General features: G+C 66.8%; 17 protein-coding genes. All 17 read right to left on the bottom strand.

Translation table 11 applies throughout. The features are described 5' to 3' along the window. The 17 genes from I6F17_RS07285 to I6F17_RS07205 all read right to left on the bottom strand — a co-directional run bounded on the left by I6F17_RS07285 (position 1) and on the right by I6F17_RS07205 (position 19057). Entirely contained in the window at positions 1–885 is an 885-nt protein-coding gene (locus I6F17_RS07285; protein WP_225131353.1) for an amidohydrolase family protein, read from the bottom strand. Beyond that, positions 882–2000 (bottom strand): VWA domain-containing protein, encoded by a 1119-nt coding sequence (locus I6F17_RS07280; protein WP_225131355.1) that lies wholly within the window; start codon positions 1998–2000, stop codon positions 882–884. The genes I6F17_RS07285 and I6F17_RS07280 overlap by 4 nt, the downstream gene beginning before the upstream one ends. After that, the gene (locus I6F17_RS07275) at positions 1997–2878 is read right to left on the bottom strand and encodes a MoxR family ATPase (RefSeq protein WP_109144209.1); all 882 of its coding nucleotides are present in this window, start codon (positions 2876–2878) and stop codon (positions 1997–1999) included. The genes I6F17_RS07280 and I6F17_RS07275 overlap by 4 nt, the downstream gene beginning before the upstream one ends. A gap of 10 nt (positions 2879–2888) precedes the next feature. Then, positions 2889–3911 (bottom strand): molybdopterin cofactor-binding domain-containing protein, encoded by a 1023-nt coding sequence (locus tag I6F17_RS07270; protein ID WP_225131357.1) that lies wholly within the window; start codon positions 3909–3911, stop codon positions 2889–2891. 1 nt (position 3912) lies between these two features. Further along, on the bottom strand, positions 3913–5505 hold the full coding sequence (locus tag I6F17_RS07265; protein WP_225190414.1) for a molybdopterin cofactor-binding domain-containing protein: 1593 nt from the start codon (positions 5503–5505) through the stop codon (positions 3913–3915). A gap of 9 nt (positions 5506–5514) precedes the next feature. Continuing rightward, a complete protein-coding gene (locus I6F17_RS07260; RefSeq protein ID WP_036013339.1) occupies positions 5515–5991 on the bottom strand; it encodes a (2Fe-2S)-binding protein in 477 nt (158 codons plus the stop codon). Between the two features lie 5 nt (positions 5992–5996). Continuing rightward, entirely contained in the window at positions 5997–6815 is an 819-nt protein-coding gene (locus I6F17_RS07255) for an FAD binding domain-containing protein (RefSeq protein ID WP_036013341.1), read from the bottom strand. 3 nt (positions 6816–6818) lie between these two features. Continuing rightward, positions 6819–7262, bottom strand: coding sequence for an SRPBCC family protein (locus tag I6F17_RS07250; RefSeq protein ID WP_036013342.1), 444 nt, complete (start codon positions 7260–7262; stop codon positions 6819–6821). Between the two features lie 2 nt (positions 7263–7264). Then, positions 7265–7702, bottom strand: a complete 438-nt coding sequence (locus I6F17_RS07245; RefSeq protein WP_225131403.1) for an SRPBCC family protein — start codon at positions 7700–7702, stop codon at positions 7265–7267. Between the two features lie 10 nt (positions 7703–7712). After that, positions 7713–10631 carry a flotillin family protein gene (locus tag I6F17_RS07240; RefSeq protein WP_225131402.1) on the bottom strand — a complete coding sequence of 973 codons (2919 nt, stop codon included), beginning with the start codon at positions 10629–10631 and terminating at the stop codon, positions 7713–7715. 27 nt (positions 10632–10658) lie between these two features. Continuing rightward, a complete protein-coding gene (locus I6F17_RS07235; protein WP_225131401.1) occupies positions 10659–11492 on the bottom strand; it encodes a phosphoenolpyruvate hydrolase family protein in 834 nt (277 codons plus the stop codon). A gap of 3 nt (positions 11493–11495) precedes the next feature. Further along, the gene (locus I6F17_RS07230; protein WP_225131400.1) at positions 11496–13706 is read right to left on the bottom strand and encodes an ABC transporter permease; all 2211 of its coding nucleotides are present in this window, start codon (positions 13704–13706) and stop codon (positions 11496–11498) included. Beyond that, positions 13699–14481 carry an ABC transporter ATP-binding protein gene (locus I6F17_RS07225; RefSeq protein ID WP_225131399.1) on the bottom strand — a complete coding sequence of 261 codons (783 nt, stop codon included), beginning with the start codon at positions 14479–14481 and terminating at the stop codon, positions 13699–13701. The genes I6F17_RS07230 and I6F17_RS07225 overlap by 8 nt, the downstream gene beginning before the upstream one ends. Beyond that, positions 14474–15556, bottom strand: coding sequence for a branched-chain amino acid ABC transporter permease (locus tag I6F17_RS07220; RefSeq protein WP_109144200.1), 1083 nt, complete (start codon positions 15554–15556; stop codon positions 14474–14476). Before I6F17_RS07220 ends, I6F17_RS07225 begins: the two co-directional genes overlap by 8 nt. A gap of 1 nt (position 15557) precedes the next feature. Beyond that, entirely contained in the window at positions 15558–16568 is a 1011-nt protein-coding gene (locus I6F17_RS07215; protein ID WP_225131397.1) for a branched-chain amino acid ABC transporter permease, read from the bottom strand. Between the two features lie 286 nt (positions 16569–16854). Next, positions 16855–17682, bottom strand: coding sequence for an AraC family transcriptional regulator (locus I6F17_RS07210; protein ID WP_036013364.1), 828 nt, complete (start codon positions 17680–17682; stop codon positions 16855–16857). A gap of 124 nt (positions 17683–17806) precedes the next feature. After that, complete coding sequence (locus I6F17_RS07205; protein ID WP_036013367.1) at positions 17807–19057, bottom strand: ABC transporter substrate-binding protein; 1251 nt, start codon at positions 19055–19057, stop codon at positions 17807–17809. Positions 19058–19173 lie beyond the last annotated feature (116 nt).

Raw genomic sequence — 19173 nt, 5'->3', positions numbered from 1 at the left:
TCAAAGCCGATAGACGCGCGTCGCCGTCGTCCTGAAGATCGCATCCTGCTGCTCCGCACTGAACGGGGCGGCGGCGGCGCGAAAGGCTGCGACGAGCTCGCGATAACTGGTCCACAATTTCTCGATCGGAAAATTGGAGCCGAACAGGCAGCGCTCGGCGCCGAAGATCGCGACGGTATCAGTGAGCACGGCGGCGATATGCGCGGGATCGTTGCGATGGATGAAGGTGCCGAGCCCGGACAGTTTCGAGACCACGTTCGGACAACTCGCGAGCCGGGCCATCCCGGCGCGCCAGGCCGCCCGTCCAGCCGGCGAGAGATCCTCGAGCATGCCGGCATGTTGGAGGATGAAGGTCACGCCGGGACAGGATTCGGCCAGCTGCGCAGCATCCGGCATCTGCGGCGTGAACACCTGCAAATCGAAGCTCCAGCCGTAATCGGAAAGACGTGCGACATTGCGACGGATCGTCGGGTCGGCGCAGAGATCCGGACGCGCCGCGAAGCGATAGAGCGGGTTCTCGTGCCAATGCAGCTGCATGCGCACCCCGCGCAGCAGCGGATAACGCTTGAGGCGGTCGAGCTGCGGACGGACGTCCTCGGCCGCGAAATTGGCGTAGGCAACGATGGCGTGCGGCCAGCCATGTTCGTCGGAGGTACGCTGTACCCAGGCTGCTTCCTCCTCAAAATGCTCGGGCGCCCAATTGGTCTGCACATAGACGGAACGGGTGACGCCGCTGTCCTTGAGATCGTCGAGATATTCCTGGATCGGATAATCGCGCCGGATTGGCTCGTACGGTCCGAAGATGCGGGGCTGCATGGGGCCGGTCAGCCAGGGCAGGTCGGCCTGCCGCCAGATGTGATGATGGCCGTCGACAATACCGTTCACGCAGCTCTCCTTCCCAGTGCCAGGACGTGGGCGACGATCGAGGCGCTCGACCCGCCGTCCACGAGATCGTCGACGAAGCGTTCGATCGCGACCAGCGCTTCTGTCTGCGGACGGAACGCGGGGCCTGTCGCGAGCGGCGTCAGCCAGCTCAGCCGCCACGCCCGCCGCGACAGTTTCGCGACGGCGTCGCGAAGGGCGTCCGGCTCGCCGCGCTCGAGCCCGTCGGAGACGATGATCACAGCGGCGCCGCGGGCGTAGCCGCCGAACCTCGGGACCGCCAGAAACGCCTGCAGCGCGTCGCCGATCCGGGTGCCGCCGTCCCAGTCGCTGACCAGATGTGCCGCGGCGCTCAGCGCCTGCTCGCGCCGTTTCAGACGCAGTGCACGCGTGACACGGGTCAGCCGCGTGCCGAAGGTGAAGACCTCGACATTGGGCGCGACCTGCACCAGCGCATGCGCAAGCTTCATATTCTCCTCGGTACGGCTCTTCATCGAGCCGGAGACGTCGATCAGCAGCAACACCTTGCGCGGCCGTTGCCGCCGCTTCATGTGGCCGAGCCGCAGGATCTCGCCGTCGCTGCGGACAGAGTCGCGTAAAGTGCGGCGGAGGTCGGCAAAGGGGCCGCGGCGCGCCCGCATGCGGCGGTGCCCTCGACGGCGCGGCAGGCGCCGCGGGGCTTCGCGCGCCAGGCGTCGGAGGGCATCGGTCGTGGAGAGCTGCGCGAAGCGGCGCTCGACCAGCGCCTCGGTGCGCGATGCAGTCAGGCCGGACTCGTTGGCGTCATCGGAGAGCAGGGGCTCCTCGTCGCCACGACCTTCCTCCTGCAGACGGACGGTCTCATCGTCCTCGCCGTCTTCGGCATGCTCGATCGCCTCGCTGCCGCGGAAATGCAGGTCGAACAGCCGATCGAAGGTGGCGCGGCGCTCGGGCGGAGGGGCGAGGGTGGCGAGCGCAGATTGCCTGATGTCGTCGAGCTTGCGCGGTCCGAGCAGCGCAATCGCGGCGAGGAACGCAGTGGTCTGCTCCGGCGCGACGGCGAATTCGTTGGCACGCAGCAGCGCGACGAAGGAAACAAAGGTGCGGGCAGCGCGCGGGAGCTGCGGCTCGTTGCTCATGCGGTCGCCTCCGCGAGCATGGCATCGAGCCGGGGCGCGATGAAGTGCAGGTCCTCTTCGTCCTTCAGCGCCACGCCGATCGAGCGTTTGAAGGCATCAGGCCAGCGCGCGCCGCCCTTGTTGAGGAGGGTCGCGGCCTCGGCCCAGTCGACGGCTTCGGCGATCCCGGGGGCCTTGCTCAGCGGTTCACGCCGCAATCTCTCGACGGCCGCGACGACGGCGCGGGCCGTGGTTTCGGCGACGCTGGAGGCGCGCATCATGATGATGCGTGCCTCGCGCTCCGCCGTCGGATAATCGATCCAGTGATAGACGCAGCGGCGGCGCAAGGCTTCGTGTAGATCGCGGGTCCGGTTCGAGGTGAGCACGACGACCGGCCGCTCGGCCGCGCGGACCGTGCCACGCTCGGGAATTGAGATCTGGAAGTCGGAGAGGAATTCGAGCAGGAAGGCCTCGAACTCCTGGTCGGCGCGGTCGATTTCATCGATCAGGAGCACGGTGGAATCAGGTGCGCGCAGCGCCGCCAGCATCGGCCGCTCGATCAGGAACGTCTCGCCATAGATGTCGATGCTCTCGTCGCCGGCCTGACGGATCGCCAGCATCTGGCGTGGATAGTTCCACTCATAGAGCGCGGCAGAGGCGTCGATGCCCTCGTAGCATTGCAGGCGGATCAGGCGGCGGCCGAGCACGGCGGCGATGGCTTTGGCGGCCTCCGTCTTGCCGACGCCGGGCGCGCCTTCGAGCAGCAGCGGCTTGCCGAGCGCGAGGCCGAGATAGGCGGCGGTCGCGAGCCCTTCGTCGGCGAGATAATAGGCCGCCCGCAGCGCCCGCTCCAGCGCCTCCGGGCTGTCGATGCCGACGATGTTGCTGCGAACCGCCACGGCTGATCCTCTAACGCCGCGCCTGCGGCCGCGCGCCGCCCTGCGCCTTGATCGCCCGCAGCACCTTTTCCGGCGTGATCGGCAGGTCGTCGATCCGCACGCCGACGGCGTTGAAGATTGCGTTCGCCACGGCGGGCAGCACCGGATTGGCGCACATCTCGCCGGGGCCTTTTCCCCCGAACGGACCATCAGGCGCAGGGCGTTCAAGCACCGCGATATCGTGCGGGCAGATATCGCCTGGGCCGGGCATCAGATATTCGACGAAGTCGCGGGGGCCGTGGACGGGATCGGGATAGTACGGCTCCGGCGTCTCGTAGAGCGCGTGGCTGATGCCCATCCAGGCGCCGCCGACCAGCTGCTGCTCGACCAGGCGCGGGTTGAGCGCGCGGCCGAGCTCGTAAGCGGAGTCCATCCGGACCATCGCGACCTCGCCGGTCTCATCATCCACCTCGACCTCCGCGACGAGGCATGCATGGGCATAGCAGGTCGCCGGCGACATCTCGCCGGTTTCAGGATCGACATCCGACAGCGGCACGAGAAAGATGCCGCGGCCCGAGATGGTCTTGCCCTGCTTGAACTGCGCGGCGATGGCGACGTCCTTTGTCGAAATCGAGCGGTGCGGGGCGCCCTTGACGTGGATGTTGCCGCGCCCGTCGGTCTCGAGATCGGCGGCGTTGACCTCGAGCTCCTCGGCGGCGGCGTCCATCATCACGCCCCGCGCTTCGCGGGCGGCGGCCATCACGGCGTTGCCGACGCGATGGGTGCCGCGCGAGGCGAACGAGCCCATGCAGTGCGGGCCGGTATCGGAATCCGCGGTGTCGACATAGACGTCCTCGACCGGCACGCCGAGCGTCTCCGCGCAGATCTGCCGCGTCACAGATTTCATGCCCTGGCCGAGGTCGATCGACGACAGCGCCACGGTGAACTTGCCGCTCGGGTTGGAATGCACCAGCGCCTGGCTCGGATCGCCGCCGAGATTCATGCCGATGGGGTAGTTGATCGACGCCATGCCGCGTCCACGATGCCGGGTCATCTCAGCGTCTCCTGGTGCCGAACACGGAGGAGAATCGGGTCGCGCCGTGCGATGGCGCGGCCGGGCGGGGCGGGGGAGGTGGCGGCGCCGGCGGAGGTGGTTCGCGCGGCGGCTCTCTTGTCGCCGTCACCGGCGCGCGGTCGTAGGTCGTGCGCTGCTGCGCCGGCGCAGCGGGCCGGCTGCGCGAATCCGTCGGTGTTGGCGGGATCACGGCGCGGCTGCCGCCGCCGTCCTTGCGCGAGGAGGCGCGCCTGAACTCGTCGCGGATCGGCCATTTGGCCTTCTCGGCGGCAACCTGGACGCACTCGATCAGCGCGGTGTTCTTGGCCTCGCGCCGGTGCGCCTTCATGTCGCCGTCGCGATAGGCGTTCAGAATCCGGAACTCCATGGGGTCCATGCCGACGAGGTTTGCGAGCTTGTCCATCTGACATTCGATGGCGAAGTCCATCGCAGTGACGCCGAAGCCGCGCATGGCGGTCGCCGGCGTGCGGTTCGTGAAGACGCAATAGACGTCGCCATAGACGTTCGGGATGGTGTAAGGGCCCGGCAGGTGCGCGGCGCATTTCACGGCGGCATAGCTCGACAGCCGCGTATAGGCGCCGCTGTCGAAATAGGCGCGGATCTTGCGCGCGACGATGCGGCCGTCGCGCATCACGCCGTCCTTGATGTAGATGCGCTCGGCGCCGCGCGGCGGGCCGTATTGCATCTCCTCCTCGCGGCCAAACACGTAGCGGACGGGGCGCCCCGTCAACATGGCGCCGAGGATCGCGAGCGGTTCGGTCAAGGTGTCGACCTTGCCGCCAAAGCCGCCGCCGACCGTGCCGCCGATGAAGTGGAAGGTGTTGGAGGGCACGTCGAGGATCTTGGCGCAGGTGTCGACCGAAAAGAACAGCGCTTGCGTCGAGGTATAGACGACGTAGCGGCCGTTGGTATCGGGCGCGGCGATCGCGCCGTTGGTCTCGGTCGGCGCGTGCTCGATCGGCGACATCTGGTAGCGCTGCTCGAGCACGTGGTCGGCGGTTGCGAGCGCGGCATCGGCATCGCCAAAGCGCAGGCGCTGGTGATCATAGACGTCGTGATAGATGAAGGCGTTCTTCGGATAGGTCTCGTTCACGACGGGCGCACCCGGCTTCAGCGCATCCTCGACGTCGAACACGGCCGGCAGCGGCTCGTAATCGATCCTGACTTTTGCGATCGCCTCGAACGCCTCGCGCTCGCTGTCGGCGACGATAGCGAGGATCGGTTCGCCCTTGTAGCGGACCTTGTCGACCGCCAGCGACGGCTCGTCGTCCTTGCCGAAGTTGATCAGGCTGAGCAGCGTGTTGAGGTTGCGTGGCACGTCCGCGCCACGGATGATTCGGTGCACGCCTGCCGAGCGCTCGGCCTCGGTGGTATCGATGCGGCGCAGCCTTGCATGGGCCTGGGTCGACCGAATGACCTTCAGGTGCAGCATGCCCTGCAGCTTGTGGTCGTTGAAATAGCTGGACGTGCCCGTGATGTGGCCGAGCATGTCCTGCCGCTGCGTGCCCTTGCCGATTTCCTTCAAATTATCGTCACGCTCGTCGGCGAAGATGTCCTTGCGCAGTTCCAGCATGGTCTGACCTCAGGCGCTGGCCCGGCCGCCCGCGGCGGCGAGGATGGCATTGATGATGGGCTCGTAGCCGGTGCAGCGGCAGATGTTGCCGGAGATCGCCTCGATCACCTCAGTCCGGCTCGGGGTCGGATTGCGGTCGAGCAGAGCCTTTGCAGCCATCAGCATGCCCGGCGTGCAATAGCCGCACTGGGCGGCGAAATTGTCGGCAAAGGCGCGCTGCAGCGGATGCAGGTTCGGGCCTTGCTTCATGCCGTCGAGCGTCTCGACCGAGCGGCCCGCGACGGTCTCGGCGAGCGTCAGGCAGGAGAGGTGAAGCTCGCCATCGATCAGCACGCTGCATGTGCCGCAGCCACCCTGGCCGCAGCCGAATTTCGGCGTCATGTCGCCGATCAGCTCGCGCAGCGCGACGAGCAGGTTGGTGCCGCCGTCAACGAAAATCGCGACGTCGCGGCCGTTGTGACGAAACTGCAGGGGGAACTTGGCCATGGCGTCTATTCCTGTCCCGACAGCAGGCGGCGCAGATGCACACCGACGATCTCGCGGCGATACCAGGCGCTGCCGAGCGCGTTGTCTGAGGGCGATGTTCCTTCTGTGGCGGCAGAGGCCGCAGCTGCGATGGTCGCCGCATCCAGCGAGCGGCCCTCCAGCGCGCGCTCGGCGGCGCGAGCGCGGATCTGGGTCGGCGCCATCGAGCCCAGCGCAATCCGCGCACCCGCAATCCGTCCGCCGCTGACCGGCAGATGCGCGGCAAGCGTGATCACCGAGCCGCCCTTCGGCTTGATGCGCGCGATCTTGCGATATCGGAACGCCTCGCTGCTTGCCGGCCGCGTGCAGGACACCGACAGCACCAAAGTTCCGGCCTGACGCTCGCGCCCCTGCAGAAACTCCTCGATCGGAATATCGCGCGAGCCGAAGCCGCCTTGAACCGCAATGGTGGCGTCGAGCGCCAGCAGCGCCACGGTGAAATCGCCGTAAGGGTTCGGCGCGAACAGATTGCCGCCGACCGTGCCCATGTTGCGCACGGCGGGACCGCCGATCGAGCGGGCGGGCGCATGCAGGAAGGTGAGGTCGCGCTCGGCGAGCACGCGCGCGAAGGTGACGCCGGCGCCCAGCGTGATGCGTGGACTTGAGGCGTCGATCCGGGTCAGCGCCTGGTCCTGCGCCCGCACGATCGTCGAGATCGAGACGTCTCCTTCGTTCAGCGCGCGCATCACCAGCGTGCCGCCGCCGAGATAGCGCGCGCTCCGGTCCGACGACAGCGCGCCAGCCGCCTCGCTCGCATTCGTAAAGGTCTTTACCGTCACGGCCATGGCTTAAGCGGCCTCCTTCAGATGGCGGCGGATCGCTTCGAATCCGGCCTGATAGATGTCTTCGGCCACCATGTGGCTGACGCGGTCCTTGTCCTCCGGCTTCGTCGTGAACCGCGACTCCCAGTGCCAGAAGGTGCGGTCGCCGTCGGTGACCGGCAGCAGCCGGACATGGGCGACGTAGTTGAACATCGGGACCGGCGTATCGAGCAGGCAATAGCTGAAGGTCTGCTCGAGGTCGGACAGCGCCAGCAATTGTTCCCTCAGCTCCGAGCCGTCCTTCAGCTTGAACCGCCTGACGCAGCCGATCTTGTCGGCGGATTGCGCGCGTTCGATGGAGGAGGTCGCAACCGCCGGGTGCCAGCGGTCGTGCCCGTTGAAATCGCGCAGCACGTCCCACACCGCGTCGGTCGGTGCGTTCAGGATCGTGCTCTTGACGATATGCGGCACGGCTAGCCTCCGAACACGCGTTTCAGGGCGTCGAAACCGCCCTGAAACACGCCGCCGCCGATGTTGTTGACGAGCTCGGTTTCACGTTCCGGCGCGCAGTCGAATTCCGCGGTCCATTCCATAAATGTCTGGTCACCGTCGGTGACGGGCGTCAGGCGCAGGGTGGCGACGTAGTTCTCGACGCCCATCGGCGATTCCAGGATCGAGTAGGTGCAGAACATGTCGTAATCGGAGAGGCCGAGCAGCTTCTCGCGGATGCGGTCGCCGTTGCGCAGGCGGAAATCCCGGACACAGCCGATCTTGTCGGCGGGCTCGCCGCCCTCGATCCGGCTTTCGGCGATGGCCGGGTGCCAGTTCGGCAGGCTGTTGAAATCGCGCACCCGCGCCCAGACGCGGTCGTTGCGGGCGTTGACGACGGTGGAGACGTAGACGCGGGCCATCGCTCAAACCTCAGCTCTTCTTCCGCGGCCCGCGCTCGGCCGGCGGCTCGCCGCCCTCGGTCGCAGGCGGAGCGGCCGCCGGCTTGTCGCCGCCGCCACCACCTCCGCCGCCACCCTTGCGCGCGGCCTCCTTGATGCCCTGCATGTCGCGGGCCTCGCGGATCAGCCCCGGCATCTTGGCCAGGCTGCCGCCCTCCACGCCGATGTCCGACAGGATCGAGTCGATCAGCGGCGCCTGGACGCGATAACGCAGCGCCGAGTCGATCACCTCGTCGGTGGCGCTGCGGCCGCCATTGCCGTTGCCGTGGCCGTTGCCGTTGAGGCCGTCGACCTGAAGGATGCGGATGCCCTCGATCTTCTCCATCGGCTTGACGCTCTCGCGCACGATGCCCTCGATGCGGTCGAGCAGCTTTCTGCGGAACAGCGAGTAGCGTGCCTGGTCGGTCAGCACGTTCTCGGCCTCGTTCAGCATGCGTTGCGCTTCGGCTTCGACCGCGGCGCGCACGCGCTCGGCCTCGGCGGCGATGCGGGTTTCCTCCGCCTGTTTCTCCGCCAGCAGGACCTCGACAGTCTTGCGCCGCTTGGCGATCTCGCTCTCGCGGGCGGTGACGACGCGCTCGGCGGCCTCGGTCGCCCGGATCCGTGCCTCCTCGGCGGCGGCGCGCGCGGCCGACTCCTCCAGCGACTTCTGATGGATCGCGATCGCCTTCTCCATCAGCACCGTCTCGACGTCCTTCTCACGATTGACCTCGAGCTTGCGCAGCTCGCGCTCGCGGCCGATGCGGGCCTCGTCGAGGCCGCGGTCGGAGGCGATGCGGGCACGCTCGACCTCCTCACGGGAGGCGATCTCCGCTTCCTGCAGGGATTGCACGCGGGCGACCTCGAGCTGCTCGATGGCGCGGCGCCGCTCGATCCGGGCAGCTTCCAGCGCCTGCTCGCGCGCGACGTCGGTGGTCTCGACCTCCTTGCGCGCGACGATCTCGGCCTGCCGGACCTGGCGGTCGGCGTCGATCCGCTCGGACTTCTTGGTCGACAGCGCGATGACGCGGTCCTCGTCCGCGATCTCGATCGCCTTCTTCTGCTCGATGTTGAGCACCTCGCGCTTCTTGGAGGAATTGATGCGCTCGGCCTCGAGCGCCAGGTCGACCGTGATGCGCTGCCGCTCGATGGCGTCGCGCCGCTTCAGCTCGGCCGCCTCGAGGACGCCGGTCCGCTCGATTTCGAGCGCGCGCGTCTCCCGTTCGGCCTGGATGCGCTCGGCCGCAACCGCCTTTTCCTGGGCGATGCGGGCCGCCTCGATCGCCTCGCGCGAGGCGATGTCAGCTTCCTCGACGGCGCGGTTGCGGGCGATCTCCAGGGAGCGCACGCGCTCCTCCTGCGCGATGCGCGAGGCTTCCGTGGTCTCGCGCGCGGCGATGCCGGCAACGTCCAGCGCCTGGTTGCGCTCGATCTCCAGCTGCCGTGTGTTCTGCTCGGCAGCGATGCGCTCGGCAGCCAGCGTCCGCTCCCGGGCAATGCGGGCGGCCTCGACCGCGCGCTGCGCCTCGATCTCGGCCTCCTGGATGGTCCGCACCTGCTGGATTTCCAGCGCGCGGGTGCGCTCGTCGGAGGAGATACGCTCGACATTGACGATCAGCGTCTGGGCGATGCGCGCCTTTTCGGTGGCCTCGCGTGCGGCAATCTCGGCCTCGTCGACCGCGCGCGTCCGCTCGATCTCGCGGCGCCGCGTCTCTTCCTCGTTGGCGATGCGGGCGTCGGTGACGACGCGGTCCTGCTGGATGCGGGCTTTCTCGATTGCCTCGCGCGCGGCGATCTCGGCTTCCTCGACTGTGCGCATCCGCTCGATCTCGCGCTGGCGGACTTCGCGTTCCGAAGCGATGCGTGTGGTATCGATCGAGCGCTGGTTGGCGATCCTTGTCTTCTCGATCTCCTCGCGCGCCAGCAGCTCCTTCTCCTCGATCGTGCGGGTCCGTTCGATCTCCTTCTGGCGGGTCTCGCGCTCGGAGGCGATGCGGGCCTCGGCGATCGCCTGCTCATTGGCGATGCGGGCGCGCTCGATGGCTTCGCGGGCGGAAATCTGTGCTTGTTCGGCCTCGGTCTCGCGCAGGGCCCGCTCTCGCGCGACTTCGGTGCGCTGAAGCGCGCGGCGCATCTCGATGTCGCGTTCCTGCTCCAGGCGTGCGGTCTCGCTCTCGCGCTCGATCTCCAGCGCCTGCCGCTCGGCTTCCAGGTTGCGGGAGCGGATCTTGATCATCGAATCCTGCTCGATGTCGTTGCGCAGCTTCCGCCTGGCCTCGATGTCCTCCATCAACCGCGTCAGGCCTTCGGCGTCGAAGCGGTTCGAAGGGTTGAAGAACTCGAGATCGGTCTGGTCGAGATCGGTGATCGCAACCGATTCCAGCTCGAGGCCGTTTTGGGCGAGAGCTTCCGCCGCTTCGGTCTTGACCCGCGCGACGTAGTCGCCGCGACGCTCGTGCATTTCCTCCATGGTCATCTCGGAGGCGACCGAGCGGATCGCGGAGATGAACTTGCCGGCCAGCAGTGCGTGGAGCTGCCCGGGTTCCAGGGTGCGGCGGCCGAGTGTCGCCGCGGCAATCGAGACGGCCTCCCGGGTCGGCTGCACGCGGACGTAGAAGTCGGCCTCGATGTCGACGCGCATGCGGTCGCGGGTGATCACGGCATCCTGCTTCGAACGCACGATGCCCATCGGCAGCACGTTCATGTTGACGGGCGTGTAGTCGTGGATGAACGGCAGCACGAAGGCGCCGCCATTGATCACCACGCGTTCGCCGAGGAAGCCGGTGCGGACGAACGATGTCTCCTTGGAGGAGCGGTGGTAGAGCCAGTTCACGATATAGACGCCAACCACGATCACGATGATCGCGACGATCAGCCAGAGGATCAATTCACCGACCAACATCCCTGACATCTTTCCCTCCCTCGAACCTATCAGGCGTTATCGCGCGCCGATCGCCTTGAATTGCCGCACTTGTTCCGTCAGCGCCCGCTCCACCGGCAGCCGCTCCATCGAGGACGCCCCGTAGAAGCCGTGGCAATGACGGGTGTTCTTCATGATGAAATCGGCGTCGGCGGGATCGGCGATCGGGCCGCCATGCGCCAGCACCAGGATGTCCGGATTGACGCTGAGCGCGGCGCTGGCCCAGGTGTCGATCCGCGCCGGGCAGTCCTTGAGCCTCAAGGCGGTTTGCGCACCGATCGTGCCGCCGGTCGTCAGGCCCATGTGGCAGACGATGATGTCAGCGCCAGCGATCGCCATCGCCGCCGCTTCCTTCTCGCTGAACACGTAGGGCGTGGTCAGCATGTCCTTGTCGTGTGCCTTGGCGATCATGTCGATCTCGAGCGCGTAGGACATGCCGGTCTCTTCGAGATTGGCGCGGAAGGTACCGTCGATCAGGCCGACGGTCGGAAAGTTCTGGACGCCGGCAAACCCGAGCGCCTTCAGCTGGTCGAGAAAGACGTCCATGTCGCGGAAGGGATCGGTGCCGTTGACGCCCGCCAGCACCGGGGTCTGGCCGACCACGGGGAGCACTTCGTTCGCCATTTCCAGCACGATGGCGTTGGCATCGCCATACGCCATCAGGCCCGCGAGCGAGCCGCGCCCGGCCATGCGGTAGCGGCCGGAATTGTAGATGACGATGAGGTCGACGCCGCCGGCTTCCTCGCATTTGGCTGAGAGCCCGGTGCCGGCGCCGCCGCCGACGATCGGCTCGCCGCGCCTTGCCATGTCGCGAAACTTTTTCAGCAGCGCCGCGCGTTCAAACCTGGCCATCGGTCACCTCGCGAGTCTCCGCCGCACACCGGTCCGCCCGAACAGGTTTCGGAACGCACTGACGATGGCGGCGGCGAAATCGGGATCGTTGATGTTCTTGGGGATGCGAATGAGCTGGCGGTTGCCGGTCTGCCGCACGGTCCGCTCCAATGTGCGGAACAGCGCGGCGTCGGCATCCGGATCCCAGAACGGCTGACCTCGCGCGTCGAGGGCCGAGACGCCGCCCTCGGGCAGGAAGAAACGCACCGGGCCATCCATCTGGTTGAGCCGCTCGCCGATCCAGCGGCCCATGCGCTCGTTCTCTTCCGCCGTCGTCCGCATCAACGTCACCTGTGGATTGTGGACGTGGAATTTGCGGCCGCGATAGCGCTCGGGAATGGTGTCAGGCGCGCCGAAATTGACCATGTCGAGCGCGCCCACCGAGCCGACATAGGGCAGGCGGCTGCGGATGATCGCGCCAAAGCGGTCCTCGGCGGCGGGAAATACGCCGCCCATCATGAGGTCACAGATCTCGGTCGTGGTGAGGTCGATGACGCCGGCGAGCTGACCGGATTCGACGAGCTTCTCCATGGACCGGCCGCCGATGCCGGTGGCGTGAAAGACCAGGCATTCGAAATCATCGCGCAGCTCGGCCGCGATCTTCTGCACGGCCGGCGTGGTAACGCCGAACATGGTGATGCCGATTGCGGGCGGCCCGCCGGCTTCGCGCGCCGTTGCGGCACGCGTGTCGAGCCGCGCCTTGACCATGCCGGCGAGCGCATTGGCCCCGTTGGCGAGCACCGCGCGCGAGATCGAGTTCAGCCCCTGCACGTCGGTGACGGAGTACATCATGGTGATGTCGGCCGGGCCGACATAGGGGCCCACATCGCCCGAGGCGACGGAGGAGATGATCAGCTTGGGCACACCGACCGGCAGGCCGCGCATGCCCGGGGCGACCAGCGAGGCCGCGCCGGAGCCGCCGGCGGAGATCACGCCGGCGACATTGCCCTGGCGCCGCAACCAGTTGGCAAACGCATCCGCCATTGCGGTGACGGCGACGCCTCGGTCGGTGCCGAACACGGCGGAGCCGCCGCGGCCGTGATTCAGGGCGATCTCCTGCGCGGAGACATCGCAGGAGGAATGCTTGCCGCTGGTCGAGACGTCGACCAACCGCGTGCGCAGGCCGCTTTCGGCTATGATGTCGCGGATGTAGCGCAGCTCCTGGCCCTTGGTATCGAGCGTGCCGACGACCAGCACCACCGGCGGGCCCGAAGCCTGCGCCGCCACCGGTTCGTGCTTGCGCCGCGCCGTCTCGTCGAGCCGGGCGACCTGCGTCGAGAGCGTCCGCGCGGCGGCCTCGATGCGGGCGATCGGCACCGGTTGCGACCATCGCGTCGGCAGCGTCGGATTGGAGATGTAGATGCGCACCGGCCCGTCGCGCCGTGGCGCCGGCGCCGGCTTCGTTTCGGCGCCGGATGCGGCGATTTCGATATCCGGTTCGAGCTCCGCATGAAGCCCGACGCCGAGCAGGCGCTGCTGTAGCTCGCGGTCCGCGGCAAGGCGCGCGGAGTCGATGATGCGGTTGATGCGGCCGTTGACCATGATCGCGACGTTGCGCGAGATCGCGGTGGCGACGCCGATGTTCTGCTCGATCACGAGCACGGACATGTCGCCGTCGTCGCCCAGCCGCAGCAGCATCTCCTCGACCTGCGCGACGATGACGGGTGCGAGGCCTTCGGTCGGCTCGTCCATGATGAGCAAATGCGGATTGGTGAGCAGCGCGCGCGAGATCGCCAGCATCTGCTGCTCGCCGCCGGAGAGCTGGCCGCCGCCGTGATCCCGACGTTCGGCGAGCCGAGGAAAGGTGTCGTAGATCCGCTCGACGGTCCAGGCGCCCGAACGCAGGCCGCCGGCGAGCTGCAGATGCTCGTCGACGCTGAGCGAGCGCCAGAGGCGGCGTCCTTGCGGCACGTAGCCGACGCCGAGCCGGGCGATCTGGGCCGGCGGCCGCCGCGTGACATTCTCGCCGCGCACGCGGATCGAGCCGCCGCTCACGCCGACGAGCCCCATGATCGCCTTGCACAGCGTGGTCTTGCCCATGCCGTTGCGGCCGACGACGGAGAACACGCCGCTATCAAGCACGAGATCGACGCCTTGCAGCGCATGCGAGTGGCCGTAGTAGACGTCGAGGCCCCGAACCTCGAGCGCCGGATTGCTGCGGCGGACCTCATTCATGGCCGCCTCCGAGATAGAGCTCCTGCACCTCGGGGTCGGACTGGATCTCCTCCGGCAGGCCTTCCTTGAAGACGCGGCCGTTGTGCATCATCGTGACGCTCTCCACGACGCGCAGCGCAACGTCCATGTCGTGTTCGATGATGATGTAGCCGATATGGGCCGGCAGGGAGGTCAGGATCTCGATCAGCTCGGCCCGTTCCGTTGGCGACAGGCCCGCCGCCGGCTCGTCGAACAGCACGAAGCGCGGCGCGCCCGCGAGCGCCAGCGCGATCTCGAGCTGGCGCTGCTGGCCGTGGGCGAGCTCGGCCACGCGCTGGTCCCTCACGGCGGACAGGTGCACGGCCTGCACCAGGTTGTCGGCCGCATGCATCAATGCATCGTTCTGTCCCGGACGCAGAAACGAGAAGCGTCCGCGCGAGACGCCGCGGCAGGCGAGATAGACGTTGTCCTGCACGGTGAGGCCGGGGAACAGCGCCGAAATCTGGTAGGTGCGGCGCAGCCCGCGGCGGATGCGCTCATAGGGCGGGAAATGCGTCACGTCCTCGCCGAAGAAGCGGATGGTGCCGGAGGAGGGCGGGAAGTCGCCCGTGATGCAGTTGAACAGCGTGGTCTTGCCGGCACCGTTCGAGCCGAGCACGGCGCGCCGCTCGCCCGGTCGCACGGTGATGGTGACGTCGGTCAGCGCGGCAAGCGCGCCGAACAGCCGCGTCACGCCGCGCAGCTCCAGCGCGGCGCCGGCACCGACGGCGGAGAGGCGTTGGGCGACGCTATCCATGGCCGCGCCCTCCACTGGTGCGGCTCACCTCGCGCCGTTGATGCTGGCGCCAGCGCTGCCAGAGGCCGATGACGCCGTCCGAGGACCAGAACACGATGGCGAGGAAGCCGAGCCCGATCAGCAGGCGGAAGCGGTTGCCGTCGAGTCCGAGTCGGACCAGGAAGTCGAGCGCGAAGGTGCGCAGCAGCACGAAGATCAGCGCGCCGATGAAGGGCCCGATCGGGCGCGTGATGCCGCCGACGACGGCGATGATCAGGACGTCGATGCAGGCGCCGACGCTGACCGAACCCGGCGAGATCTGGCGATAGTTCCAGACCTGGAGCACGCCGGCCAGCGCCGCGACGAAAGACGCGAAGGCATAGGCCGCGACACGATGCGCATTGACGTTGAAGCCGAGCGCCGCCATGCGCCGCGGATTGTCGCGCACGCCCTGGAGCGCAAGGCCGAACGGGGCGCGCGAGAGATACTCGACCGCGAAATAGCAGAGCGCGGCGACCGCGAGCACGATGTAATAGAAGGGAATGTCGGCGCGCCAGTTCACGCCCCAGAAGTGTGGCGTGGCCACGGTGTTGATGCCGGTATGACCGTTGAAGATCGCCCAGTTCTGGTTGGTGAAATAGTAGAAGGCCGCTCCGATCGCGAGCGTGATCATGATGGTGTAGATGCCTTCGGTGCGCACCGCGAGCGCTCCGCCGAGCGTGCCGAAGGCGGTCGCCAGCGCCAGCGCCATCGGCACCGCGAGCCACCACGGCCAGCCCAGGCTGATATTGGGGTTGCCGCTGACGCCGAACACCGCGACCATGTAGGCTGAGAAGCCCGCGATGGTGAGCTGCATCAGGCTGACCATGCCGCCATAGCCGGCAAGAAACATCAGGCTCAGCGCCACGGTGCCGAGGATCAGCGTGGTCGCGAAGATCTCGATCAGAAAAAAGCTGCTCGCGATCAGCGGCATGATCAGGAGAATGGCCGCGACGGCCCAGGCAGCGGGGTTGTTGATCTCCGGCCATGTCCGGGCGGGGGGCTGCGCCTTGGTGGCGCGGCCTACGGCAACTGGGGCATCGTGGGCGAGCGACATCTCAGCGCCTCGCCAACAGGCCTTGCGGCCGGATAGCCAGCACCAGCACCATGATCAGGAAGGTCACGACGATGGCGTAGGTCGGGATGTAGACCGAGCCGAGCTGCTCGGCGAGGCCGATGATCAGCGCGCCGAGCGCAGCGCCCGGGATCGAGCCCATGCCGCCCACGATCACGACGACGAGGGACGCCAGCAGGAAACGGATGTCTTCGCCGGGCGACAATGACTGGAAGGTGCCGCCGACGACGCCAGCGATGCCGGCAAGCCCCGCGCCGAAGGCGAACACCCCGACGAAGACGAGCTGGATGCGCACGCCCGTCGCGGCGAGAATATCGCGGTCGTCGACGCCGGCGCGGATGATCATGCCGATCCGGGTGCGGTTGAGCGCGAGCCACATCGCGACGCCGATCACCACGGAGGCCACGAAGATCACGAGCCTGACGAGTGGATATCTGAGGTAGACCGGATCGCCCGAGGATTTGATCGCAGTCACCAGCGGCAGCTCGATGGGACCGATCAGCCAGTTCGGAGTTTGGATTTGGTAGAAGTCACCGCCGCAGGCCCATAGCATGAGATCGGCAAACACGATCGACAGCCCAATCGTCACCATGGTCTGCCTGAGATCCTGGCCCTCCATCCGGCGGAACACGATCACCTGCAGCAGCACGCCGACGACAGCGGTCAGGACGAAGGCGACGATGAAGCCGAGGATCCACGAGCCGGACGATGTGCTGATGGCATAACCGATATAGCCGCCGAACAGATAGAGCGAACCGTGCGCGAGGTTGACGTTGCGCATCAGGCCGAAGATCAGCGTGAAGCCGCTGGCGACCAGAAAATAGAGGCCCCCGAGCGTGATGCCGTTGAACACCGCGTTGAGGAAGACGCGCTTGCGGCCGATCGCCTCTTCCAGCCCCGGCGGCCAGACTGCGAAGATCAGCCAGAGCGCGACCGCGATCACGATGATCGTAATCAGCGCCCAAGCCGGATGGCGTTCGACGAAGCGGCTCATGGCTTCACCTCGCCCCGCTTGCGGGGAGAGGTCGACGCGTAGCGCCGGGTGAGGGGGACTCTCCGCAAGCCAAACTGCCGCCGCACTTGCGGAGACTCCTCCTCACCCAGACCCTCTCCCCGCAAGCGGGGCGAGGGGGCATGCAAGCCGTTGCCGGCTGCTGGCCCTGCCATGAGCGAACGTCCTCCCGTCACGCGCGATCCTCTTTTCCGGGATCGCGTTGCCGGCATCCTAGCCAAGCGGCGAGGGCGACATTTGATCGTGAGTATCTTTTCGTGGCCTGCGCTCAGGCGCGCAAAACCTTGGCGGCGCGACGATAATCGGTCGGGGCCATCCCGACATTGGCGGCAAAAAAGCGCGTGAAACCGCTCTGTGAGGAGAAGCCGAGATCGAAGCCGATGTCGGCGATCGGTGTCTCGCTCGCCACCAGCGCTTCGAGCGCCTGTTCCATGATCAGCGTGTTGAGATAGAGGTTCGGCGTGACGCCGGTCTGCACGCGGAACAGCCGGTAGAAATGCGGTCGCGACAGGCCGGATTCGCGCGCGATGGTGTCGAGCTCGATTTCAGCGCCGGGGCTCTCCGACATCATCTTGATGCACTTGCGGACGCGAAAGTCGGTGACGGCGCCGCCTGCGCGCGGATCGCGCGCGATCTCGGCCTGCTGCCAGCTTTCGTCGTAGCAGATGTCGATCAGCCGCCTCAGCTCGGAATCGAGACTGGAGAGCGATGGTGCGCCGCACACGAGCGCGGCGGTCCGCCTGATGTGCTTGTCGAGTGCTGGCGTGCGCTTGAACTGGGTGCGGCCGAAGCGCAACCGGTCGGAGCCGGAGGCATCCGGCGCAAACCATTCGGCGTTGACGTAGAGCACGAAGAAGATGGCGCCGCCCTCAAGATCGGTCGGCAGAAAGTTGTGCGGTTCCCACGGATTGACAGCGACGACCGACGTCTCGGTGAGATCGTAATGCCCGTCGGAGACGTCAATGCATGCCGACATGCCGCCGACATGGAAGATCAGATGACCTTCGCGATGGGCGTGGATATTGAAAGGCCGGTTCAACTGATAAACCGTCGCCCGGCCGAAGCGGCCATGGAAGACGGCGAGCGCACGGCTCATGCCTTCCCCTCCCGAATGTTCTTGTCTTTTCGGCCAGCCTTCAACAACACCGCCGAGATTGCAAGAGCGGAGAGCGACCGCGTCAGCGAGTCGCTCCCCGGTTGCGTCTGCCTGACGTGATGCGTCAGTACTTCTTACATTCCGGCACGGTGCGGCTCGGCAGCCCGATCTTGGAGAACACGGCCGGGTCGTAGCCGAGCGTCTGGTTCACGTTCGGGATCACCTTCACGACCTTGCTGAACAGCGCGCCCTTGCCGTCGTCGACGACTTCGGTGACGAAGTTGGTGCCGATCGCCTGGCGGTTGGAGTCGAGCTTGATCTTGCCGTTCGGTGCGTCGAGCTCGATCTTCGCCAGTGCTTCCTTGTACTTGGCCTGGTTGTTGGAGAGATCGCCGTTGACCTGACGCAGTGCGAGGATCAGCGCCATGGTTGAATTATAGTAGTTGGTGGCGAGCAGCGACGGGCTCGGGAAGCGCTTGTTGGGCGGGAAGGCGTCTTGATAGGCCTTCACGAATTTCTGCCAGCCCGGATCCTCCCAGGTGTCGGCCTGTCCGCTCGCCGCGATGGTTCCGATCAGCGCGTTCTTGGCGTTGCCCTTCGACGACAGGATCGTCTGGTCGATCATGATGGAACCGCCCATCAGATGCGCCTTGCCGCCGGCCTGCTGATACTGGTTGAGGAAGTTGACGGCGTCGGCGCCGCCAAGCCCGAGATAGATGGCATCGACGTCGTCGGGCAGGGCAGCGATGACGGAGGCGAAGTCCTTCGTTCCCAGCGGCACCCATTGCCGGTTGGTGACCTGTCCGCCCATGCCGCAGAACTCGAGCACCAGCCCGAACACCTGGGTATAGATGAAGGAATAGTCCTCGCCGACGGTCGCGATCTTGCGATACTTCTTCTCTTCATAGGCGTATTTGCCGAGGCCGATCTGCCACTGCGCGCCGTCCATGTTGTAGCGGAAGAAGTTCGGTGCCGGGTCGACATAGGTCGTTTCCTGCGCACCGGATGCGGCATTGATGAACGTCAGCCCGGGATGGCTCTTGGCAAAATTCTTGACCGCGATGCCTTCGTCGCCGGAGAGCGGCGACAGCAGGATCTGCACCTTGTCCTGCTCGATCAGCTTGCGCACGGCGCGCACGGCGGAGTCCGGCGTTGCATCGGTCGAAGCGACGATGAATTCGAGTTCCTTGTCGCCGACCTTCTTGCCGAGCACGTTAAGCGCGGTCTGGTGGCCGCGCATGCCGTCCTCGCCGAGCACCGTGTAGGTGCCCTCGAGCGTTGCGGTCACGCCCACCTTGATCTTTTCCTGGGCGATCGCCGCGCCCGAAAGAAACAGGCTGCTCAACGCGAGCAGTCCGATGCTGCATTTCGACATGTGCTCCTCCCTGTGTCATCGCTTGTTGCCGCGACGAACCGTATGATGCCCGTGGCTCTCGAAGCCCGCGGCTTTGGAGGAAAGCTAACCGAAGTCGGATGCGCTGCACCCATCGC

The sequence above is a fragment of the Bradyrhizobium sp. NBAIM18 genome (assembly GCF_020193825.1).
Taxonomy (GTDB): domain Bacteria; phylum Pseudomonadota; class Alphaproteobacteria; order Rhizobiales; family Xanthobacteraceae; genus Bradyrhizobium; species Bradyrhizobium yuanmingense.
This window is presented reverse-complemented; position numbering and strand designations above follow the sequence as displayed.